General features: G+C 59.2%; 20 protein-coding genes. 1 reads left to right on the top strand and 19 read right to left on the bottom strand.

Going from position 1 to position 21,581, the window contains the following annotated elements; translation table 11 throughout:
* Positions 1–28: 28 nt before the first annotated feature.
* The 5 genes from surE to AC1DIS_RS01025 are packed head-to-tail and all read right to left on the bottom strand — an operon-like array spanning position 29 to position 4,314.
* Positions 29–778, bottom strand: coding sequence for a 5'/3'-nucleotidase SurE (gene surE, locus AC1DIS_RS01045; protein ID WP_018926998.1), 750 nt, complete (start codon positions 776–778; stop codon positions 29–31).
* Positions 766–1,824: a tRNA pseudouridine(13) synthase TruD gene (gene truD / locus AC1DIS_RS01040; protein WP_477780719.1), complete on the bottom strand. Its 1,059-nt coding sequence runs from the start codon at positions 1,822–1,824 to the stop codon at positions 766–768. Before truD ends, surE begins: the two co-directional genes overlap by 13 nt.
* The gene (ispF, locus tag AC1DIS_RS01035) at positions 1,821–2,294 is read right to left on the bottom strand and encodes a 2-C-methyl-D-erythritol 2,4-cyclodiphosphate synthase (protein WP_018927000.1); all 474 of its coding nucleotides are present in this window, start codon (positions 2,292–2,294) and stop codon (positions 1,821–1,823) included. Before ispF ends, truD begins: the two co-directional genes overlap by 4 nt.
* Before the next feature lie 53 nt (positions 2,295–2,347).
* Entirely contained in the window at positions 2,348–3,193 is an 846-nt protein-coding gene (fghA, locus tag AC1DIS_RS01030; protein ID WP_064620040.1) for an S-formylglutathione hydrolase, read from the bottom strand.
* Between the two features lie 8 nt (positions 3,194–3,201).
* On the bottom strand, positions 3,202–4,314 hold the full coding sequence (locus tag AC1DIS_RS01025; RefSeq protein ID WP_007907184.1) for an S-(hydroxymethyl)glutathione dehydrogenase/class III alcohol dehydrogenase: 1,113 nt from the start codon (positions 4,312–4,314) through the stop codon (positions 3,202–3,204).
* A 106-nt stretch (positions 4,315–4,420) separates the two neighbouring features.
* Here AC1DIS_RS01025 and AC1DIS_RS01020 point away from each other — a divergent pair, with 106 nt between their 5' ends.
* Positions 4,421–5,317 carry a LysR substrate-binding domain-containing protein gene (locus AC1DIS_RS01020; protein ID WP_018927003.1) on the top strand — a complete coding sequence of 299 codons (897 nt, stop codon included), beginning with the start codon at positions 4,421–4,423 and terminating at the stop codon, positions 5,315–5,317.
* Positions 5,318–5,352: 35 nt separating this feature from the next.
* On the opposite strand, the gene ispD is transcribed toward AC1DIS_RS01020, so the two are convergent.
* The 14 genes from ispD to AC1DIS_RS00950 form a co-directional block, all read right to left on the bottom strand.
* Entirely contained in the window at positions 5,353–6,060 is a 708-nt protein-coding gene (gene ispD, locus AC1DIS_RS01015; RefSeq protein WP_019581012.1) for a 2-C-methyl-D-erythritol 4-phosphate cytidylyltransferase, read from the bottom strand.
* The gene (gene ftsB / locus AC1DIS_RS01010) at positions 6,057–6,335 is read right to left on the bottom strand and encodes a cell division protein FtsB (protein ID WP_007907178.1); all 279 of its coding nucleotides are present in this window, start codon (positions 6,333–6,335) and stop codon (positions 6,057–6,059) included. Before ftsB ends, ispD begins: the two co-directional genes overlap by 4 nt.
* Before the next feature lie 170 nt (positions 6,336–6,505).
* Positions 6,506–7,795 carry a phosphopyruvate hydratase gene (eno, locus tag AC1DIS_RS01005; protein WP_007940523.1) on the bottom strand — a complete coding sequence of 430 codons (1,290 nt, stop codon included), beginning with the start codon at positions 7,793–7,795 and terminating at the stop codon, positions 6,506–6,508.
* A 157-nt stretch (positions 7,796–7,952) separates the two neighbouring features.
* Positions 7,953–8,798, bottom strand: a complete 846-nt coding sequence (gene kdsA / locus AC1DIS_RS01000) for a 3-deoxy-8-phosphooctulonate synthase (RefSeq protein ID WP_015093773.1) — start codon at positions 8,796–8,798, stop codon at positions 7,953–7,955.
* Positions 8,799–8,803: 5 nt separating this feature from the next.
* Positions 8,804–10,435 (bottom strand): CTP synthase, encoded by a 1,632-nt coding sequence (locus AC1DIS_RS00995; RefSeq protein WP_026286489.1) that lies wholly within the window; start codon positions 10,433–10,435, stop codon positions 8,804–8,806.
* A 274-nt stretch (positions 10,436–10,709) separates the two neighbouring features.
* A complete protein-coding gene (gene tilS, locus AC1DIS_RS00990; protein WP_477748756.1) occupies positions 10,710–12,038 on the bottom strand; it encodes a tRNA lysidine(34) synthetase TilS in 1,329 nt (442 codons plus the stop codon).
* A gap of 150 nt (positions 12,039–12,188) precedes the next feature.
* Positions 12,189–13,136 carry an acetyl-CoA carboxylase carboxyltransferase subunit alpha gene (locus AC1DIS_RS00985; RefSeq protein WP_018927007.1) on the bottom strand — a complete coding sequence of 316 codons (948 nt, stop codon included), beginning with the start codon at positions 13,134–13,136 and terminating at the stop codon, positions 12,189–12,191.
* Between the two features lie 150 nt (positions 13,137–13,286).
* Positions 13,287–16,808, bottom strand: a complete 3,522-nt coding sequence (dnaE, locus tag AC1DIS_RS00980; protein WP_018927008.1) for a DNA polymerase III subunit alpha — start codon at positions 16,806–16,808, stop codon at positions 13,287–13,289.
* 82 nt (positions 16,809–16,890) lie between these two features.
* On the bottom strand, positions 16,891–17,532 hold the full coding sequence (rnhB, locus tag AC1DIS_RS00975; RefSeq protein ID WP_018927009.1) for a ribonuclease HII: 642 nt from the start codon (positions 17,530–17,532) through the stop codon (positions 16,891–16,893).
* On the bottom strand, positions 17,532–18,659 hold the full coding sequence (gene lpxB / locus AC1DIS_RS00970) for a lipid-A-disaccharide synthase (protein WP_064620046.1): 1,128 nt from the start codon (positions 18,657–18,659) through the stop codon (positions 17,532–17,534). Before lpxB ends, rnhB begins: the two co-directional genes overlap by 1 nt.
* A gap of 2 nt (positions 18,660–18,661) precedes the next feature.
* Positions 18,662–19,438: an acyl-ACP--UDP-N-acetylglucosamine O-acyltransferase gene (gene lpxA, locus AC1DIS_RS00965; protein WP_018927011.1), complete on the bottom strand. Its 777-nt coding sequence runs from the start codon at positions 19,436–19,438 to the stop codon at positions 18,662–18,664.
* A complete protein-coding gene (fabZ, locus tag AC1DIS_RS00960; RefSeq protein ID WP_007940511.1) occupies positions 19,435–19,875 on the bottom strand; it encodes a 3-hydroxyacyl-ACP dehydratase FabZ in 441 nt (146 codons plus the stop codon). Before fabZ ends, lpxA begins: the two co-directional genes overlap by 4 nt.
* Before the next feature lie 109 nt (positions 19,876–19,984).
* Positions 19,985–21,040, bottom strand: a complete 1,056-nt coding sequence (lpxD, locus tag AC1DIS_RS00955; protein WP_477748755.1) for a UDP-3-O-(3-hydroxymyristoyl)glucosamine N-acyltransferase — start codon at positions 21,038–21,040, stop codon at positions 19,985–19,987.
* A 3-nt stretch (positions 21,041–21,043) separates the two neighbouring features.
* Positions 21,044–21,547 carry an OmpH/Skp family outer membrane protein gene (locus AC1DIS_RS00950; RefSeq protein WP_007940508.1) on the bottom strand — a complete coding sequence of 168 codons (504 nt, stop codon included), beginning with the start codon at positions 21,545–21,547 and terminating at the stop codon, positions 21,044–21,046.
* Between the last annotated feature and the right edge of the window lie 34 nt (positions 21,548–21,581).

The raw sequence follows: 21,581 nt of genomic DNA, 5'->3' as shown, positions 1-21,581 counted from the left end.
TGCAGAATATCGTCTTGTTCACGAGCCATTAGCGCAGCCCCTCCAGCCAGCCATCGAGACTTCTGAAGGCATCATTAAAGGTGCGATCCAGTTGCAGTGGCGTGATTGAAACATAGCCTTGCATCACCGCATGGAAATCAGTGCCCGGGCCGCCATCTTCGGCGTCACCCGCCGCAGCGATCCAGTAACCGGATTTACCACGCGGATCGACCACTTTTATCGGCGCAGCGGCGCGGGCGCGATGGCCCAGGCGGGTCAGCTGGATACCGCGGATATGCTCCAGCGGCAAGTTGGGAATGTTCACGTTCAGTACCGTGCGCGGTGGCAGATCGAGGTCCGCGTGGGCCTCTACCAGTTTGCGCGCAAAATAGGCCGCCGTGGGAAGGTTCTCCACTTGCCGTGAGACAAACGAAAAGGCAAACGAAGGACGCTCCAGGAAACGTCCCTCAAGGGCCGCCGCCACAGTACCGGAATACAGCACGTCGTCCCCCAGGTTCGCACCCAGGTTAATACCGGAAACCACCATGTCCGGTTCAAACTCCAGCAAGCCGTTAAGGCCCAGGTGCACGCAATCGGTAGGCGTTCCGTTGAGGCTGATAAAGCCATTGGCCAAGGTATGCGGGTGCAACGGACGGTCGAGCGTCAGCGAGCTGCTGGCGCCGCTTTTGTCCTGGTCCGGGGCGATAACCACGCATTCGGTGTAATCCGCCAGCGCAGCATAAAGCGCGGCGAGACCGGGTGCGGTTACCCCATCGTCGTTAGAAATCAGAATACGCATGGGCTGTCCGTCTGCCCCACCGGCACCAGATCGACGAGTTCACGCACCAATACGGTGGCGAAGCATCCGGCCGGGAGGACGAATTCCAGTTGCAGAATGTCAGGCTCGGGATAATGCCACGTCAACCCGCCAATGGGCAGCCGCAGGATGCGACGTTCGTGGCTCATACCGGCGTTAATCAACCAATCGCGCAGATCCGCTTCGCGCGCGGCGATTGCCTGCTCCAGTTCATGGACAGCCCCCGACGCCGGCGAGTCACCTTCGCCCCACTGTGGGCCGGTCGGGTGCAAGTCGAGAATCGCCAGACGCGGGTCACTGCACTCGGCTTCACCTGCCGGGAAGAAACTGCGGCTGTCAGTGAACGCCAGCAGATCGCCGACCTGAGCACGCTGCCAAGTACCATCGGCGACGCGTGCCGCCAGCACCTGATTAAACAGAAAACTACGCGCAGTGGAGAGCAGGCGCGAACGCACATTGCGTTGTTCCGGCAGGGCCTTGCGCGCAGCCCAGGCACGGGCGTCGACGACGTTGCCGCCGTCATGCCCGAAACGCTGGGCGCCGAAATAATTGGGAATACCTTGCCTGGCGATCAGTTGCAGACGCTCTTCGATCGCGGCCTTGTCGCCAGCGAATTGAGTCAGGCGCAACGTGAAACCGTTGGCCGAATGGGCACCGCGTTGCAGCTTGCGTCTGTGCCGACCGGTCTTGAGAATTTTCAGCGTGTCGTTTTCCGCTGCCGACAGATCTGGATCAGCCTTGCCGGGCAGTTGCACGCTGAACCACTGGCGAGTCAACGCCTGACGGTCCTTGAGGCCAGCGTAGCTGACGGTACGCAATGGCACGCCCRCAGCCTTGGCAATCCGCCGTGCCGCTTCTTCGGTATTCAGACCGCGCTTTTCCACCCAGATCCATAGGTGTTCGCCATCGCCACTCAGGGGAATATCGAGGACTTCATCAACCTGGAAATCTTCCGCCGTGGCTTTCAGCACCGCGCTGCCGAGAGCGTCACCGTAGGCCCGTGGGCCGAGCAATTGCGCCTCGTTCATGCGCGCAGCAACAAGGCAACGGAGTGCACGGCAATACCTTCTTCGCGACCGACAAAGCCAAGCTTTTCGGTGGTGGTAGCTTTCACGTTCACTTGATCCAACTCAACTTGAAGATCCGCGGCAATCAGCGCGCGCATCGATTCGATATGCGGGGCCATTTTCGGGGCCTGGGCGACGATGGTGTTATCGACGTTGCCGACTTTCCAGCCCTTGGCGTGGATCAGTGCGACGACATGACGCAACAGCGCGCGGCTGTCGGCGCCCTTGAATTGCGGATCGGTGTCCGGAAAATGCTTGCCGATATCACCCAGCGCGGCAGCGCCGAGCAACGCATCGCTCAAGGCGTGCAGCAGGACATCACCGTCGGAATGGGCAAGCAGCCCGAAGCTGTGTGCAATCCGCACACCGCCCAACGTGATGAAATCGCCTTCACCGAAACGGTGCACATCATAGCCGTGGCCAATACGCATAAAAAAACGCCCCGATTTTTGTCAGGGCGTGATTCTACCTGCTTTGTCAGACATTAGGCGCTTAGAGCGCGCGCGTGATGCTGCAAGTGGTCGTCGATGAAACTCGCGATGAAGAAATAACTGTGGTCGTAGCCGGGTTGCAAACGCAACGTCAGCGGATGACCGGCAAGTTTCGCCGCCTGTTGCAGGGCTTCTGGCTTGAGCTGGGTGGCGAGGAAATCGTCGCGATCACCCTGATCCACCAGCAGCGGCAGTTTCTCGTCGGCTTCGGCGATCAATGCACAGGCATCCCACTCGCGCCATTTCGACCGGTCTTCCCCCAAGTAGCGGGAAAAGGCTTTCTGCCCCCATGGGCAATCGATCGGATTGTTGATCGGCGAGAACGCCGACACCGACTGGTAACGCCCCGGATTGCGCAAGGCGCAGACCAGCGCACCGTGACCACCCATGGAGTGGCCGCTGATGCCACGCTTTTCCGATGCCGGGAAATGCGCCTCAACCAATGCCGGCAATTCCTGCACGACATAGTCATGCATCCGATAGTGCCGCGACCACGGTTCCTGCGTGGCATTCAGATAAAAACCGGCACCGAGACCGAAGTCCCAGGCACCATCCGGATCGCCCGGCACTTCGGGACCGCGTGGGCTGGTGTCCGGTGCGACGATAATCAGCCCCAGCTCGGCAGCCATGCGCATGGCACCGGCCTTCTGCATGAAGTTCTCGTCGGTACAGGTCAGGCCAGACAACCAGTACAACACTGGCAGTTTACCGCCCTGCTCCGCTTGCGGCGGCAGGTACACGGCAAACACCATGTCGCAACCGAGCACGTCGGAGCGGTGCCGGTAGCGCTTGTGCCAGCCGCCGAAGCTTTTCTGGCAGGAGATATTTTCCAGGCTCATAAGCGACCTCAGAAATGAATGACGCTACGGATGCTTTTGCCTTCATGCATCAAGTCAAACGCCTTGTTGATATCTTCCAGGCCCATGGTGTGGGTGATGAAGGTATCCAACGGGATCTCGCCGGTCTGGGCCATTTCGACATAGCTTGGCAACTCGGTACGGCCACGCACGCCACCGAACGCCGAACCGCGCCAGACGCGACCGGTGACCAACTGGAATGGACGGGTGGAGATTTCCTGGCCTGCGCCGGCCACACCGATGATGACCGACTCGCCCCAACCTTTGTGGCAGCACTCAAGTGCGGCACGCATCAACTGCACGTTGCCGATGCATTCGAACGAGAAGTCGACGCCGCCATCGGTCATGTCGACGATCACTTCCTGAATCGGACGATCGAAGTCTTTCGGGTTCACGCAGTCCGTGGCGCCCAATTGCTTGGCGATTTCGAACTTGGCCGGGTTGATGTCAATGGCGATGATCCGGCCAGCCTTGGCTTTGACCGCGCCGATCACGGCAGACAGTCCGATGCCACCCAGGCCGAAGATAGCGACGGTATCACCCGGCTTGACCTTGGCAGTGTTGATCACCGCGCCGATGCCGGTGGTGACGCCACAGCCCAGCAGGCAGACTTTTTCCAGCGGTGCTTCTTTAGGAATTTTGGCGACGGAGATTTCCGGCAGCACGGTGTACTCGGAAAACGTCGAGGTGCCCATGTAGTGGAAAATCGTTTCGCCCTTGTAGGAGAAGCGCGAAGTGCCGTCCGGCATCAGGCCTTTACCCTGGGTTGCACGAATCGCCTGGCAGAGGTTGGTTTTGCCCGACAGACAGAATTTGCACTTGCCACATTCCGGGGTGTACAGCGGGATCACATGATCGCCCACCGCAACCGAGGTCACGCCCTCGCCGATCGCTTCGACCACCGCGCCACCTTCGTGGCCCAGGATCGACGGGAAGATACCTTCCGGGTCCGCGCCCGAGAGGGTGTAGGCATCGGTATGGCAGACACCGGAAGCGACGACGCGCAGCAGGACTTCGCCCGCCTTGGGCATGGCGACATCGACTTCAACGATCTCGAGGGGCTTCTTGGCCTCGAAGGCAACGGCGGCGCGCGACTTGATCATGCTGACTCTCCAGTGAATAAAAACGAGACAGGGAGTGTAATACAGCGGCATACGATGAATAATCGGGACAAAAGCAAAACATTATTGCCATGCAGGGATAATCCTGATGTCCGAAAACCGCTGGGAAGGCATCGACGAGTTCGTCGCCGTCGCAGAGTGCAACCAATTCACCGCCGCGGCTGAACGCCTTGGGGTGTCTTCCTCCCACATCAGTCGCCAAATCGTACGACTGGAAGAGCGACTGCAAACCCGCTTGCTCTATCGCAGCACCCGCCGGGTCACGCTGACCGAAGCCGGGCAAACCTTTCTGCAACATTGCCAACGTTTGCAGGACGGCCGCGAAGAAGCGTTGCGCGCTGTCGGCGACCTGACCAGCGAACCCAAGGGCATGCTGCGCATGACCTGCGCCGTGGCCTACGGCGAACGATTCATTGTGCCGCTGGTGACTCGCTTCATGGGGCTGTATCCACAACTGCGTGTGGACATCGAACTGAGCAACCGCCCGCTCGATCTGGTGCACGAAGGGCTGGACCTGGCCATCCGCCTCGGCCGCCTGCAGGATTCAAGATTGGTCGCGACTCGTTTGGCACCACGGCGCATGTATCTGTGCGCCTCGCCGTCCTACCTGGAACGGTACGGTCGCCCACACAGTTTGTCGGAACTGAGTCGCCACAACTGCCTCATCGGCAGCTCGGATATCTGGCAACTGGAACAGAACGGGCGGGAATTTTCCCAGCGAGTACAGGGAAACTGGCGCTGCAACAGTGGGCAGGCGGTGCTGGATGCCGCGCTACAAGGGGTTGGATTGTGTCAGCTGCCGGATTACTACGTGCTGGAGCACCTGAAAAACGGCGAATTGATCTCGCTGCTGGAAGCCCACCAACCGCCGAACACAGCGGTTTGGGCGCTTTATCCACAGCAGCGGCATCTGTCACCGAAAGTACGCAAGTTAGTGGATTATTTGAAGGAAGGGTTGGCCGAACGGCCGGAATATCGGGTTTAAGAGAAAAGATCACAGCCTGCATAGGCGGCGATCTTTTAACGGCGGTTCGCCCAGCGCTGGCGCAACCACTCAAGGTCTTCGGGGCGAGTGACTTTGATGTTGTCGGATCGACCTTCGATCAAACGGGGTGCCATACCTGCCCACTCCATCGCCGAGGCTTCATCGGTGATGACAGCATCCGCCACCAGGCTATCCGCCAACGCCCGATGCAATGCTCCAAGGCGAAACATCTGCGGTGTATAAGCCTGCCAGATCACACTGCGATCCACTGTTTCCAGCACACGCCCGTGCTTGTCGACCCGTTTGAGGGTGTCGCGCGCAGGCACCGCCAATAGGCCGCCCACCGGGTCGTCAGCCAATTCACTGAGCAATTTATCAAGATCATCGCGCGCCAGATTCGGTCGCGCGGCATCGTGAACCAACACCCAATCCTCATCGTCAGCGCCCTGGGCATGCAGATGCAGCAAGGCGTTGAGCACTGATCCGGAACGCTCGGCGCCGCCTTCAACCCGCTGAATACGCGGATCGGCAGCACAGGCCAGATTCGGCCAGTAAGGATCGTCGATGGCAAGACTGACCACCAACCCCTTCAGGGCAGGATGATCGAGGAAACAGCCAAGGCTGTGTTCGAGAATAGTGCGCCCGCCCAGTTGCAAGTATTGCTTGGGACGGTCCGCGGCCATACGGGCACCGACGCCCGCGGCAGGAATCACGGCCCAGAAGGCCGGTAACGACTCAATCATTGGGCCAACTGGTAAAGGGTTTCACCATCCTTGACCATGCCCAACTCATGGCGAGCCCGTTCTTCAACGGTCTCCATGCCCTTTTTCAACTCACTGACTTCGGCGTCCATCACCCGATTGCGCTCCAGCAACGCCTCGTTCTCGGCGTGCTGATCCGCAATCTGCTGCTTCAGCTCGGCCACTTGCGCCAGACTGCCATTACCCACCCACAGGCGATACTGCAGGCCGGCCAGCAGCAAGAGCAAGACGAGGAACAACCAATTGGGACTGCGCATCGAATATCAGGTATCCAGTGAAAAAAGACAGCCATGCCAAACTTTGAAGCTTCTGATAGCACGAAGCCTGGAAGAACCAGGCTTGTGCTCTTAAGGCATCAGATTAGTGGCAAATCCGTCGCTGTCGCGATTTTTCCGACACAATCCGGTGTCTTTTTATCGTTTACCACTCAGCCGCGGAATTCGCTACGGCCGTTGTACTTGGCTTTGCCATTCAACTGCTCTTCGATACGCAGCAGTTGGTTGTACTTGGAAACGCGGTCGGAACGGCACAGCGAACCGGTCTTGATCTGGCCAGCCGAGGTGCCCACGGCCAGGTCGGCAATGGTCGAATCTTCGGTTTCGCCGGAGCGGTGCGAGATCACGGCAGTGTAACCAGCGGCCTTGGCCATCTGGATGGCTTCCAGGGTTTCGGTCAGGGTGCCGATCTGGTTGAACTTGATCAGGATCGAGTTGGCGATCTTTTTATCGATGCCTTCTTTCAGGATCTTGGTGTTGGTCACGAACAGGTCGTCGCCTACCAGCTGAGTCTTCTCGCCGATCTTGTCGGTGAGGATTTTCCAGCCAGCCCAGTCGGACTCGTCCAGACCGTCTTCGATGGAGATGATCGGGTAACGCTCGGTCAGACCTTTCAGGTAGTCGGCGAAACCTTCAGCAGTGAACACCTGGCCTTCGCCGGACAGGTTGTACTTGCCATCTTCATAGAATTCGCTGGCCGCGCAGTCCAGGGCCAGGGTCACGTCGGTGCCCAGCTTGTAACCGGCGTTGGCCACGGCCTCGGAGATCACTTTCAAAGCGTCTTCGTTGGAAGCCAGGTTCGGCGCGAAACCACCTTCGTCACCAACGGCAGTGCTCAGGCCACGGGCCTTCAGAACGGCTTTGAGGTGATGGAAAATCTCGGTGCCCATGCGCAGACCTTCCGAGAAAGACTTGGCGCCAACCGGCTGAACCATGAATTCCTGGATGTCGACGTTGTTATCGGCGTGCTCGCCACCGTTGATGATGTTCATCATCGGAACCGGCATCGAGTAAACACCCGGGGTACCGTTCAGGTTGGCAATGTGAGCGTACAGCGGCAGGTCCTGGTCCTGTGCTGCTGCCTTGGCCGCGGCCAGGGAAACGGCGAGGATCGCGTTGGCGCCCAGGGTCGCTTTGTTCTCAGTGCCATCGAGCTTGATCATCGCGTGATCCAGCGCTTTCTGGTCGCTTGGGTCTTTGCCCAGCAACAGGTCGCGGATCGGACCGTTGATGTTGGCTACTGCCTTGAGCACGCCTTTACCCAGATAACGGCTCTTGTCGCCATCACGCAGCTCGAGCGCTTCACGCGAGCCAGTGGAAGCACCGGATGGCGCGCATGCGCTGCCGATGATGCCGTTATCGAGAAGCACGTCTGCTTCCACAGTGGGATTGCCACGGGAGTCGAGAACTTCACGACCTTTGATGTCGACGATTTTTGCCATTGTTGTAAACACTCCAAAGTTGACGAAAACGACGCAGCTGAAGGAAATCTTTTATCGTCGGCAAGTGACAGACAGCGGGCAGGCTTGCGGACGATAAGGCTCAAGCCCGAGGGCCTGAGCATTTAAACCGTGCGGTACTTTACCGGAGAATTGAGGTTTACGCGGTTTCTACCGTCGGAAAACTCTTCACCAGTTCGTCCAGTGCTTTGAGCTGGGCCAGGAATGGCTCCAGTTTGTCCAGACGCAGGGCGCAAGGGCCGTCGCATTTGGCGTTGTCCGGGTCCGGGTGGGCTTCGAGGAACAGCCCGGCCAGCGACTGGCTCATGCCGGCCTTGGCCAGGTCAGTGACCTGGGCACGACGACCGCCGGCGGAATCGGAGCGACCGCCGGGCATTTGCAGCGCGTGGGTCACGTCGAAGAACACCGGATATTCGAACTGCTTCATGATGCCGAAGCCGAGCATGTCGACCACGAGATTGTTGTAGCCGAAGCTCGAACCACGCTCGCAGAGAATCAACTGATCGTTACCGGCTTCCACGCATTTGTTCAGGATGTGTTTCATTTCCTGGGGCGCGAGGAACTGGGCTTTCTTGATGTTGATCACCGCGCCGGTCTTGGCCATCGCGACCACGAGATCGGTCTGGCGCGACAGGAAGGCCGGCAACTGGATGATGTCGCAGACTTCAGCGACGACCGCGGCCTGATCAGGCTCGTGGACGTCGGTGATGATCGGTACGCCAAAGGCTTGCTTGATGTCCTGGAAAATCCGCATGCCCTCTTCCAGCCCGGGGCCACGATAAGAGGTCACAGAAGAACGGTTCGCCTTGTCGAAACTGGCCTTGAACACGTAAGGGATACCGAGTTTTTCGGTGACCTTTACGTACTCTTCGCAGACCTGCATCGCCATGTCACGGCTTTCCAGCACGTTCATGCCACCGAACAGCACCATTGGCTTGTCGTTGGCAATCTCGATATCGCCTACGCGGATGATCTTCTGCGCCATCAGGATTACGCCTTCTTCTGGTGTTGAGCCAAAGCGGCTTTAACGAAACCGCTGAACAACGGGTGACCGTCGCGTGGCGTCGAGGTGAACTCTGGGTGGAACTGGCAAGCGACGAACCATGGGTGATCCGGTGCTTCAACCACTTCAACCAGCGCGCCATCACCGGAACGACCGGAGATTTTCAGGCCGGCCTCGATGATTTGCGGCAGCAGGTTGTTGTTCACTTCGTAGCGATGACGGTGACGCTCGACGATCACATCCTTGGCGTAGCAATCGTGCACCAGGGAACCTGGCTCAAGCAGGCAGTCCTGAGCGCCAAGGCGCATGGTGCCCCCCAGATCGGACGATTCGGTACGGATTTCGACGGCGCCGGTGGCATCTTCCCACTCGGTGATCAGACCCACCACCGGGTGACCGCTGGTACGATCGAACTCAGTGGAGTTGGCATCTTTCCAGCCCATTACGTTACGAGCGAACTCGATAACGGCCACTTGCATGCCCAGGCAGATACCCAGGTATGGAACCTTGTTTTCGCGAGCGTATTGAACGGCAGTGATCTTGCCTTCAACACCACGCAGACCGAAGCCGCCCGGTACCAGAATCGCGTCGACGCCTTCCAGCAGCGCGGTGCCCTGGTTTTCGATGTCTTCGGAATCGATGTAGCGCAGGTTGACCTTGGTGCGGTTGCTGATGCCAGCGTGACTCATCGCCTCGATCAGCGACTTGTAGGCGTCCAGCAGTTCCATGTACTTGCCGACCATGGCGATGGTGACTTCGTGCTCCGGGTTCAGCTTGGCATCAACCACCGCTTCCCACTCGGACAGATCGGCGCTGTCGCATTGCAGGCCGAAACGCTCGACGACGAAATCATCCAGGCCCTGGGAGTGCAGAATGCCCGGGATCTTGTAGATGGTGTCGGCGTCTTCCAGCGCAATCACCGCACGCTCTTCAACGTTGGTGAACTGCGCGATCTTGCGACGCGAAGAAATGTCGATCGGGTGATCGGAGCGGCACACCAGCACGTCAGGCTGCAGGCCGATGGAGCGCAGCTCCTTGACCGAGTGCTGGGTTGGCTTGGTTTTGGTTTCGCCGGCAGTGGCGATGTACGGCACCAGTGTCAGGTGCATCAGCATCGCGCGCTTGGCGCCGACTTCGAAACGCAATTGACGGATCGCCTCGAGGAACGGTTGCGACTCGATGTCACCCACGGTGCCACCGATCTCGACCATGGCCACGTCGGCATCGCCAGCGCCCTTGATGATCCGGCGCTTGATTTCGTCGGTGATGTGCGGGATCACCTGAATGGTTGCGCCCAGGTAATCACCACGGCGCTCTTTGCGCAGGACGTGTTCGTAGACACGGCCAGTGGTGAAGTTGTTGTTCTGGGTCATGGTCGTGCGGATGAACCGCTCGTAGTGGCCCAGGTCCAGGTCGGTCTCGGCGCCGTCGTGGGTGACGAACACTTCACCGTGCTGGAACGGGCTCATGGTGCCCGGGTCAACGTTGATGTACGGGTCCAGCTTCAGCATGGTGACCTTAAGTCCCCGCGCCTCCAGGATGGCCGCCAATGAAGCCGAGGCAATGCCTTTCCCCAATGAAGAAACAACACCGCCCGTGACGAATATGTAGCGCGTCATGAAAAACCCTAGAAGTCTGCGTTAAAGCGGTCCGAGCCGCCGGGGAAAGCGAAGGAAGGCCGAAGCCCCCGATCACCTGCATTAATCACAGTGCACCTTTCAAAAAAACCGCCGCGTTGGGACAGACCGGAAGATGAAACACCGGTAGGTTGCTCGCTACACATTTTTTGGAATCGCCCAGCAAAGACTGCTTGGTAATCGGCAACTGCTGCGATTCAGGCGAATCCACAGAAGTTGTATCAAGAAGGGAGCGTAGTCTACCGGAAAGCCCCTTTCAGCTCAAACCTTGATCTTCGATCGGCGGCTGCCAATGCAAATACCAGCCACTGCGCTCACTGCCATTCAGCCCCCGCAGGTTCGCCACCGCCAGCAATTGCTGGCCCCTGTAGACCAGCGGCAATCTGCCACGGGCGAAGCCCGGCACGCCCCTTTCGTTGAGCAAACGCTTCAAGTCACGGTGACCGCGATCGGGCAAATTCATGACTTCGCCGCCCTCACGATAGCGGATCTGCAACGGGCCATCGGGGATCTGGCCGGTGAGTGTGAGCACGCCATTATCCGGTAACGCCAGCAATACCGCGGGGTCAGCCCAGGACACCGGGGATGGCGGAGTGCGCAACCATCCAACTGACAACCACCAGAGACGCCCACCAGCGCGATGCAGTTCGCCCGCCGCCAATCGCCAGACCGGACGCGCATCGCCAGTCGCATCGCGCAAATCCTGCCAACCCGACCAATGGTCACTGTCCGGCAAAGACGTCAGCGGTTTGAGCCAATGACTCAGCGCATTGCGCTGGCGTGCATCAGAGAGCTTTTCCAGGGGCGCCAGCTCCAGCGACGGCAACCCCAGCCAATCGAAATCACTGTCGGTGCCGGCCTGGGCCAGATCAATTTGCGCCAGATCGTCGAGCAACCCCTGCGCCTCACTCAGATGCGCAGCGCTGCGAGCCATGGTCGCCACTGCTTGCGGCCAGCGCGCGGTCAACACGGGAAACACCTGATGACGCAGGTAATTGCGCGAGAACTGCCGGTCCTGATTCGACGGATCTTCGATCCAGTTCAGCTGATATTCAGTGGCGTAGGCCTCAAGCTCGGCGCGAGTGACATCAAGCAGTGGTCGCAGCAGATGCGCACACCCCAAAGGACGCTCACTCGGCATCCCCGACAAACCTCTCACCCCTGCCCCGCGCATCAGCCGAAACAACAGGGTTTCCGCTTGATCGTCACGGTGCTGACCTGTGAGCAGTACTTCACCGGCGTGAGTCGCCGCGATGAAGGCGCCGTAACGCGCATCCCGCGCCGCACGCTCGAGGCTCGCGCCGCGCTCAACCTGAACACGCACAACCTCCAGCGGTACACCCAACGCATCACAGACCGACTGACAATGTTCCGGCCACGCATCAGCCGCAGCCTGCAGGCCGTGGTGGACGTGAATGGCGGTCAACGCCGGCAAGGATTCGGTTTTTGCGAGGTGTGCGAGAACGTGCAGCAGGACGGTGGAATCGAGACCACCGGAGAAGGCGATGCGCCAGGTTATGGCGTTACGCCACGGAACCAGCCCATGGAGAAGCCTGGCTGGCAGATCAATCTTCTTAGGGCTCATAGACGTCAGTCGCTTCACATAGACCCATTGTGGGAGCGAGCCTGCTCGCGAAGGCTGCTTAACATTCAACATATTTGTTGATTGTTATACCGCAATCGCGAGCAGACGAACGTCGCCCGGCTCTTCCCACAAGGCTAAAGCGCGATCAGATCAGAGACCGTAGCTCATCAGACGCTCGTAACGACGGGCCAGCAGCGCGTCGTTGTCGAACTTCTTCAACATCGCCAGTTGCGAGCTCAGCTCGGCGCGGATCGAGGCAGCGGCAGCCGCCGGATCACGATGAGCGCCGCCCAACGGCTCGCCGATCACTTTATCGACGATGCCCAGGCCCTTCAGACGCTCGGCAGTGATGCCCATCGCTTCAGCGGCATCCGGGGCTTTCTCGGAAGTTTTCCACAGAATCGAGGCGCAACCTTCCGGCGAAATCACCGCGTAGGTCGAATATTGCAGCATGTTCAGCTGATCGCAGACGCCAATGGCCAGCGCACCACCGGAACCACCCTCACCGATCACGGTGGCGATGATTGGGGTTTTCAGGCGAGCCATGACGCGCAGGTTCCAGGCAATCGCTTCGCTCTGGTTGCGCTCTTCGGCGTCGATGCCAGGGTAAGCGCCCGGGGTGTCGATGAAGGTCAGGATCGGCATTTTGAAACGCTCGGCCATTTCCATCAGGCGGCACGCCTTGCGGTAGCCCTCAGGGCGCGGCATGCCGAAGTTGCGGCGAACCTTCTCGCGCACTTCGCGACCTTTCTGGTGACCGATAACCATCACCGGTTGGTCGTCCAGACGGGCAACACCGCCAACGATGGCAGCGTCGTCGGAGAAGTGACGGTCGCCGTGCAACTCATCGAACTCGGTGAAGATGTGTTCGATGTAGTCCAGGGTGTACGGACGTTTCGGGTGACGCGCCAGACGCGCGATCTGCCAGCTGGTCAGCTTGCCGAAGATATCTTCGGTCAGCGTGCTGCTCTTGTCCTGTAGGCGGGAGATCTCATCGCCGATATTCAGCGAATTGTCATTACCGACCAAGCGCAACTCTTCGATCTTGGCTTGCAGGTCGGCGATCGGCTGTTCGAAATCTAGAAAATTCGGGTTCATAGGCGTCCGTCTAGGGTCGCGTCCAAGAGAGCTTGGGCCGGCCGGTTGTCTATTCGCGCCCTACCTTAAGGGACAGGCGCGTTCAGGTCGAGATTAAAAATTCGGGTCGGGATCAGGCGCGTTCCCATGGTAAGGAATGGCGCCTGACCGTCAACGGTATTGGAGGAAGACGTTGTCTCGCCCGAACTGGTCACGCAGGGCTTGAATCAAGGCATCCGCCGGGTCGATCCGCCAGGTCTCGCCAAACTGCAACAAGGCCTTCGCATCGGGGCTGGTGTAGTCCATGGTGATCGGGCACGCACCGCGATGACGCTTCAACAACTCGCCCAACCAGCGTAGCTGATCGCCCTTGAGATCCTTTGCATGCAACTTCAGGCGCAGGCTTTCGGCCAGGTTGGTGCGCGCATCTTCCATGCTCATCACCCGCTTGACCCGCAACCGCAGGCCACCGGAGAAGTCGTCGTTGCTGACTTCGCCTTCGACCACCACCATCGCATCGGTCTGCAACAACGACTGTGCGGAATGGAACGCATCGGCGAACAACGAGGCTTCGATCCGCCCGGAGCGGTCGTCGAGGGTGATGAAGCCCATCTTGTCGCCCTTTTTGTTCTTCATCACTCGCAGGGCGATGATCATGCCCGCGACCGTTTGCGTGTCGCGAGCCGGCTTCAGGTCGATGATGCGCTGACGGGCGAAGCGACGGATCTCGCCCTCGTATTCGTCGATCGGGTGGCCGGTGAGGTACAGGCCCAAGGTATCTTTCTCGCCTTTCAGGCGTTCCTTGAGGGTCAGCTCCTTGGCCTTGCGGTGATTGGCGTAGACGTCGGCATCTTCTTCAACGAACAGACCGCCAAACAGATCGGCATGCCCACTGTCGTGGGTACGAGCGGTTTGTTCGGCCGCCTTGATCGCCTCTTCCATGGCCGTCAACAACACCGCGCGGTTGCGGTCGATGTTGGCCTGATAGGCTTTCTGCTCATCGTGGAAATACGGGCCTAGGCGGTCCAGGGCACCACTGCGGATCAAGCCGTCGAGGGTGCGTTTGTTAATACGCTTGAGGTCGACCCGCGCGCAAAAATCGAACAGGTCCTTGAACGGCCCGTCTTGCCGCGCCTCGGTAATCGCTTCGACCGGGCCTTCGCCCACGCCCTTGATCGCGCCCAGACCGTAAATGATGCGGCCTTCGTCGTTCACCGTGAACTTGAACTCCGAGGTGTTCACGTCTGGCGCGTCGAGGCGCAGCTTCATGGTCCGCACTTCTTCGATCAAGGTCACGACCTTGTCGGTGTTGTGCATATCCGCCGACAGTACCGCGGCCATGAACGGCGCCGGATAGTGGGCTTTCAGCCACGCGGTCTGGTACGACACCAGGCCGTAGGCAGCGGAGTGGGATTTGTTGAAACCGTAACCGGCGAATTTTTCTACCAGGTCGAAAATGTTACCGGCAAGGTCAGCGTCGATATTGTTGGTGGCGCAACCTTCAATGAAACCGCCGCGCTGCTTGGCCATTTCTTCGGGTTTTTTCTTACCCATGGCTCGACGCAGCATGTCCGCGCCGCCGAGGGTGTAACCGGCCATGACCTGGGCAATCTGCATCACCTGTTCCTGATACAGGATGATGCCGTAAGTCGGCGCCAATACCGGCTTGAGGCCGTCGTACTGGTAGTCCGAGTGCGGGTACGCGAGTTCGGCGCGACCGTGCTTACGGTTGATGAAGTCGTCCACCATGCCCGATTGCAGCGGGCCCGGACGGAACAGGGCCACCAGTGCGATCAAGTCTTCCAGGCAGTCGGGCTTGAGCTTTTTGATCAGCTCTTTCATGCCTCGTGACTCGAGCTGGAACACCGCGGTGGTTTCGGCTTTTTGCAGCAGCGTGTAAGTCGGCTTGTCATCCAGCGGGATGAACGCGATGTCCAGCGGCGGTTCGTTGACCTTGGCGCGGTCGCGGTTGATGGTTTTCAGCGCCCAGTCGATGATCGTCAGGGTCCGAAGCCCCAGGAAGTCGAACTTCACCAGACCGGCAGCCTCAACGTCATCCTTGTCGAACTGGGTTACCAGACCGTCGCCCGCTTCGTCGCAATAGATCGGCGAGAAGTCGGTCAGTTTGGTCGGCGCAATCACCACGCCACCGGCGTGTTTACCGACGTTACGCACAACGCCTTCGAGCTTGCGCGCCATTTCCCAGATTTCCGCGGCTTCTTCATCGACCTTGATGAAGTCGCGCAGGATTTCTTCCTGTTCGTAGGCTTTTTCCAGGGTCATGCCGACTTCGAACGGAATCATCTTCGACAGACGATCCGCCAGTCCGTAGGACTTGCCCTGCACCCGCGCCACGTCACGGACCACAGCCTTGGCCGCCATGGAACCGAAGGTGATGATCTGGCTTACCGCGTTACGGCCGTATTTCTCGGCCACGTAATCGATCACGCGGTCGCGACCGTCCATGCAGAAGTCGACGTCGAAGTCGGGCATGGAAACCCGTTCCGGGTTAAGGAAACGTTCGAACAGCAGGTCATATTCCAGCGGGTCGAGGTCGGTGATCTTCTGCACATAGGCCACCAGCGACCCGGCACCCGACCCACGGCCAGGCCCCACCGGTACGCCGTTGTTCTTGGCCCACTGGATAAAGTCCATCACGATCAGGAAGTAACCGGGGAAGCCCATCTGGATAATGATATCCAGCTCGAAATTCAGCCGGTCGACATAGACTTGGCGCTTGGCTTCGTAGTCTTCGGTGGTGTCCTTGGGCAGCAGAACGCTGAGGCGTTCTTCCAGACCGTCGAAGGAAACCTTGCGGAAATATTCGTCGATGGTCATGCCATCGGGAATCGGGAAGTTGGGCAGGAAGTGCTTGCCCAGCTTCACTTCGATGTTGCAGCGCTTGGCGATCTCGACTGTGTTCTCCAGCGCCTCAGGCAGGTCGCTGAACAGCTCGGCCATTTCCTCGGCGCTTTTGAGGTATTGCTGATCGCTGTAATTCTTCGAACGCCGCGGATCGTCGAGGGCGCGGCCTTCACCGATGCAAACGCGGGTTTCGTGGGCTTCGAAGTCTTCCTGCTTGATGAAGCGCACGTCGTTGGTCGCCACCAGCGGCGCGCCGATTTTCTCGGCCAGGGCCACGGCGCCGTGCAGTTGTTCTTCGTCGTTGGGGCGGTTGGTGCGCTGGACTTCCAGATAGAAACGATCCGGGAACACCGCCATCCACTCGCGAGCCAGGGTTTCGGCTTCGTCCGGGTTGCCGCCGAGCATCGCCAGGCCGATTTCGCCCTCTTTCGCCGCCGACAGCATGATCAAGCCTTCGCTGGCTTCGGCCACCCACTCGCGCTCTATGATGATCGAACCATTGCGCTGGCCGTCGATGAAACCACGGGAGATCAGTTCGGTGAGGTTGCGATAACCTGTGGCGTTCATCGCCAGCAGGCTGATCCGGCTCAAGGGGTTGTCCGGATCCTTGTTCGACAGCCACAGGTCGGCGCCACAAATCGGCTTGATCCCGGCGCCCATGGCGGCTTTATAGAATTTGACCAGGGAACACATGTTGTTCTGGTCAGTGACCGCCACGGCAGGCATGTTCATGCCGACCAGGGTCTTGACCAGCGGTTTGATCCGCACCAGACCGTCGACCAGGGAATATTCAGTGTGCAGGCGTAGATGAACGAATGAAGCCGGCATAGTGATCCTGTCTAGAAACTAGAAACGTGAAGACAACAAGGCCCGGATTGTACCGGGCCTTGAGTAAAACATCAGCCTGCGACTAACCCTCGATCAGGTTTTCCCGCGCTTCATACGCCAGGCGTACCGGGGCGAACGAGCGGCGGTGAATCGGTGTCGGCCCCAGACGCGTCAGCGCCTCCAGATGAACGGGCGTCGGGTAGCCTTTGTGGCCACCGATGCCGTAACCCGGGTAAATCAGTTCGAACGCCGCCATTTCACGATCACGGCTGACCTTGGCCAGAATTGACGCCGCAGCGATGGCCGGCACTTTGCTGTCGCCTTGCACCACCGCTTCGGCGCGCATCGAGAGTTTCGGGCAACGGTTGCCGTCGATCATCGCCAGCTTCGGCTGAATGTGCAGGCCCTCGACCGCGCGCTGCATGGCCAGCATGGTGGCATGAAGGATGTTCAACTCGTCAATTTCTTCGACTTCGGCGCGAGCAATGCACCAGCTCAGGGCTTTTTCGCAGATTTCGTCGTAGAGTTTTTCACGGCGGGCTTCGGTGAGTTTCTTCGAATCGTTGAGGCCGAGAATCGGCCGGCTCGGATCAAGGATCACCGCGGCGGTCACCACGGCACCGCACAGCGGGCCGCGACCGACTTCATCGACACCTGCCACCAGATCTTCAACTTCATCGACCAGCATAAAATCCAGGCCCAGCTGCTTGCTTGCTTTGCTCATTATGCTCTGCCAATCAGGTTCAGTACCGCGTCCGCTGCCTGATTGGAGGCGTCCAGTCGCAGGGTTCGGTGGATTTCGTCAAAGCCTCGGGTCTGCTCCTCGCCACCTTCGATCAGCGGCGACAGAGTCTGGGCCAGGGCTTCGACTGTCGCATCGTCCTGCAACAACTCTGGCACCAGCAGGCGCTGGGCCAGCAAATTCGGCAACGAGACGTAGGGACTCTTCACCATCCGTTTGAGAATCCAGAACGTCAGCGGTGCCAGGCGATAAGCGACCACCATCGGCCGCTTGTACAGCAATGCTTCCAGGGTCGCGGTGCCCGAAGCGATCAACACCGCGTCGCACGCCGCCAGCGCCAGATGGGATTTGCCGTCGAGCAAGGTCAGCGGCAGATCGCGACCAGCCAGCAACTCTTCCAACTGGGCCCGGCGCTCCGGACTGGCGCACGGCATGACGAATCGCACGCCCGGACGCATGGCCCGCAGGCGCTGGGCGGTGTCGAGGAACAACGCACCGAGGCGCCCGACTTCACCGCCACGACTACCCGGCATCAGGGCAACCAACGGCCCTTCCGGCAAACCGAGTTCGGCCCGCGCGGCGGTGCGATCGGCCTCAAGCGGGATCGCATCGGCCAGGGAATGCCCGACAAACCGTACCGGCACGCCCTTCTCTTCATAAAATTTAGCTTCGAACGGGAACAGCGTCAGCATCAGGTCGCAACCTTCGCGAATCTTCAGCACCCGCTTCTGTCGCCATGCCCAGACCGACGGGCTGACGTAATGCACGGTCTTGATCCCGGCCTGACGCAGCTTGAGTTCGATATTGAGGTTGAAGTCCGGGGCATCGATACCGATGAACACGTCCGGCTTCGCGGCGATCAGGTCCGCAACCAGTTTCTTGCGACGGGCCAACAGCTCGCGCAAACGGCCCAGCACTTCCACCAGCCCCATGACAGAAAGGCGTTCCATCGGGAAATACGAGGTCAGGCCTTCGGCCTGCATCAGCGGACCGCCGACACCAATGAACTCGACCGCCGGATGCTGTGCCTTGAGCGCACGCATGAGACCCGCACCCAGAATGTCACCGGAAGCCTCACCCGCCACCAGCGCAATACGCAGATTGGCCATGATTAGCGGGTGATGCCGCGGGTCGAAGACTGGATGGAATCACGAAACACCGCGACTTCCGGGAACTGCAGCGAGGGTTCGGCCAGCTCGGCGAGCGCTTGCTCGACTGTCAGGCCTTGGCGGTAAACCACCTTGTAGGCACGACGCAGCGCGTGGATCGCCTCTTCGCTGAAGCCGCGACGGCGCATGCCTTCGAAGTTCATGCTGCGAGCTTCAGCGGGGTTGCCGAATACCGTGACGTACGCAGGAACGTCTTTGCCAATGGCAGTGCCCATGCCGGAAAAGCTGTGGGCGCCAATGTGGCAATACTGGTGAACCAGGGTGAAGCCGGACAGGATCGCCCAGTCTTCAACGTGCACATGCCCTGCCAACGCGGTGTTGTTGACCAGGATGCAATGATTGCCGATAACGCTGTCGTGACCGATGTGGGCATAGGCCATGATCAGGTTGTGATCGCCCAGGGTCGTTTCCGAACGGTCCTGAATGGTCCCGCGGTGAATCGTCACGCCTTCACGGATGACGTTGTGGTCACCGATGACCAGACGGGTTTCCTCGCCCTTGTATTTCAGATCGGGCGTGTCCTCACCTACCGAAGAAAACTGGTAGATGCGGTTGTGCTTACCGATTCGGGTCGGGCCCTTGAGAATCACATGCGGCCCGATCACTGTCCCCTCGCCGATTTCCACACCTGCGCCGACAATCGACCAAGGGCCGACTTCGACGTCGTCGGCCAGGATGGCCGTCGGATCGATGATTGCGCGAGGGTCAATCAAACTCATAGTTTGCGTTCCGCACAGATGATTTCAGCGGAGCAGACTGGCTTGCCATCGACCGAAGCCTGGCATTCGAACTTCCAGATCTGACGCTTGCAGCTGATGAACTTGGCTTCAAGGATCAATTGATCGCCCGGCAGCACCGGCTGACGGAAGCGCAGTTTGTCGGAGCCGACGAAGTAGTAAAGCGTGCCATCGGCCGGTTTCACGTCGAGCATTTTGAAACCAAGGATCCCGGCAGCCTGAGCCATCGCTTCGATGATCAGTACACCCGGCATGATTGGATGCGCAGGGAAGTGACCATTGAAGAACGGCTCGTTGATGCTGACATTCTTGTAGGCGCGAATGCGCTTGCCTTCCACATCCAGATCCACGACCCGGTCCACCAGCAGGAACGGGTAACGGTGAGGCAGGTATTCGCGAATCTCGTTGATGTCCATCATTTCGGGGGGAAGCCTATGTAAAGATTGGGAGCGCGCGACTGACGCGCACTCCTCTAGCAAATCAAGGGAGGCAGTCTAGCGGCTGTGCACACTTGATATGGAAATGGTATCAGCCATCTGATGAAGCATTACCGTCAGGGGTCACGTCCCCTACACGCTTTTCCAGCTGTCGCAGACGTCGCGCGATGTCATCGAGCTGACGGATACGTGCCGCGCTTTTGCGCCATTCGGCTGCCGGTTGCATCGCCGTACCGGAAGAATAGGAGCCCGGCTCGGTAATCGAGTGGGTCACCATGGTCATCCCGGTCAGGAAAACGTTGTCGCAAATGTCGATATGCCCCACCAGCCCTACGCCACCGGCGAGCATGCAATGCTTGCCGATTTTGGTGCTGCCGGAAATTCCCACGCACGCGGCCATGGCCGTGTGGTCACCGACCTGGACGTTGTGGGCAATCTGAATCTGATTGTCGAGCTTCACACCATTACCAATGACGGTATCGGCCAGCGCGCCACGATCGATAGCGGTATTTACGCCTATTTCCACGTCGTCTCCGATCGAGACGCCGCCGATCTGGGCAATTTTCTGCCAGATACCTTTCTCGTTGGCAAAACCGAAGCCTTCACCACCGAGCACGGCACCGGATTGAATCACCACCCGTTTGCCGATGCGCACGTCGTGATACAGCGTGACGCGCGGGGCCAACCAGCCGCCCTCGCCAATTTCGCAGCGTGCACCGATGAAGCTATGCGCACCAACGGTCACACCGGCGCCAATGCGCGCTGCACTTTCGATGACCGCAAAGGCACCGATGCTCGCCGCCGGATCGACCACCGCATCCGCTGCCACTACCGCTGTCGGATGAATACCGGCCGGCGCCTTGGGCTTGGGATCGAACAGGTGGGAAATGCGCGCATAAGACAGATATGGATCAGCCACCACCAGCGCATCACCGACAAAACCTTCAGCGTCAGCGGCCTTCAGCAGCACGGCTGCGGCCTGACTGTCAGCCAGGTATTTACGGTATTGAGGATTTGCCAGAAAGCTCAACTGAGCTGGGCCAGCCTCTTGCAAAGTGGCCAGCCCAGTAATTTCTTTCTCCGGGTCGCCACGTAAGGTGGCGCCGAGGAACTCGGCCAACTGGCCGAGCTTTATAGTCGCTGTCATGGGTTACTTCAGCTGATTCATGCGCTCGATAACCTGGCGAGTGATGTCGTACTGAGGCTTGACATCAATCACTGCGCCACGCTCGAAGACCAGGTCATAAGCACCTTTCTTGATGACTTCTTCCACAGCGCTGTCCAGTTTCGGCTTGAGCTGCTTCAGCATTTCACGGTCGGCAACGGCTTTGGCTTCGTTCAGCTCCTTGGACTGGAACTGGAAATCACGGGCCTTTTGCTTGAACTCGAGCTCCAGACGTTCACGCTCGCCTTGCTGCATCTTGTCGCCACCGGCCATCAGACGGTCCTGGATACCCTTGGCGCTGCTTTCCAGGCTCTTGAGCTTGGTCAGTTGCGGGCCGAATTTTTTCTCGGCATCCACGGCGTATTTCTTCGCCGCATCGGATTCCAGCAGTGCCATCTGATAGTTCAGAACGGCGATTTTCATGTCGGCAAAAGCCGGACCTGCAACCAGCACGGTCGCCAGGAGAACCAATTGAGTCAACTTACGCACGATGCACTCCTACAAAATCCATTGTCATTATCTT

It is taken from the genome of Pseudomonas sp. 05N433 (assembly GCF_056396925.1).
Note: the sequence above shows the minus strand (reverse complement) of the source record. Positions and strands in the feature narration are given on the sequence as shown.

Bases quoted from the DNA above. Each gene is read 5' to 3' on its own strand.
- surE (WP_018926998.1), bottom strand. From the start codon at position 778: ATGCGTATTCTGATTTCTAACGACGATGGGGTAACCGCACCCGGTCTC.
- ispF (WP_018927000.1), bottom strand. From the start codon at position 2,294: ATGCGTATTGGCCACGGCTATGATGTGCACCGTTTCGGTGAAGGCGAT.
- fghA (WP_064620040.1), bottom strand. From the start codon at position 3,193: ATGAGCCTGGAAAATATCTCCTGCCAGAAAAGCTTCGGCGGCTGGCAC.
- AC1DIS_RS01025 (WP_007907184.1), bottom strand. From the start codon at position 4,314: ATGATCAAGTCGCGCGCCGCCGTTGCCTTCGAGGCCAAGAAGCCCCTC.
- AC1DIS_RS01020 (WP_018927003.1), top strand. From the start codon at position 4,421: ATGTCCGAAAACCGCTGGGAAGGCATCGACGAGTTCGTCGCCGTCGCA.
- ispD (WP_019581012.1), bottom strand. From the start codon at position 6,060: ATGATTGAGTCGTTACCGGCCTTCTGGGCCGTGATTCCTGCCGCGGGC.
- ftsB (WP_007907178.1), bottom strand. From the start codon at position 6,335: ATGCGCAGTCCCAATTGGTTGTTCCTCGTCTTGCTCTTGCTGCTGGCC.
- eno (WP_007940523.1), bottom strand. From the start codon at position 7,795: ATGGCAAAAATCGTCGACATCAAAGGTCGTGAAGTTCTCGACTCCCGT.
- kdsA (WP_015093773.1), bottom strand. From the start codon at position 8,798: ATGGCGCAGAAGATCATCCGCGTAGGCGATATCGAGATTGCCAACGAC.
- AC1DIS_RS00995 (WP_026286489.1), bottom strand. From the start codon at position 10,435: ATGACGCGCTACATATTCGTCACGGGCGGTGTTGTTTCTTCATTGGGG.
- tilS (WP_477748756.1), bottom strand. From the start codon at position 12,038: ATGAGCCCTAAGAAGATTGATCTGCCAGCCAGGCTTCTCCATGGGCTG.
- AC1DIS_RS00985 (WP_018927007.1), bottom strand. From the start codon at position 13,136: ATGAACCCGAATTTTCTAGATTTCGAACAGCCGATCGCCGACCTGCAA.
- dnaE (WP_018927008.1), bottom strand. From the start codon at position 16,808: ATGCCGGCTTCATTCGTTCATCTACGCCTGCACACTGAATATTCCCTG.
- rnhB (WP_018927009.1), bottom strand. From the start codon at position 17,532: ATGAGCAAAGCAAGCAAGCAGCTGGGCCTGGATTTTATGCTGGTCGAT.
- lpxB (WP_064620046.1), bottom strand. From the start codon at position 18,659: ATGGCCAATCTGCGTATTGCGCTGGTGGCGGGTGAGGCTTCCGGTGAC.
- lpxA (WP_018927011.1), bottom strand. From the start codon at position 19,438: ATGAGTTTGATTGACCCTCGCGCAATCATCGATCCGACGGCCATCCTG.
- fabZ (WP_007940511.1), bottom strand. From the start codon at position 19,875: ATGATGGACATCAACGAGATTCGCGAATACCTGCCTCACCGTTACCCG.
- lpxD (WP_477748755.1), bottom strand. From the start codon at position 21,040: ATGACAGCGACTATAAAGCTCGGCCAGTTGGCCGAGTTCCTCGGCGCC.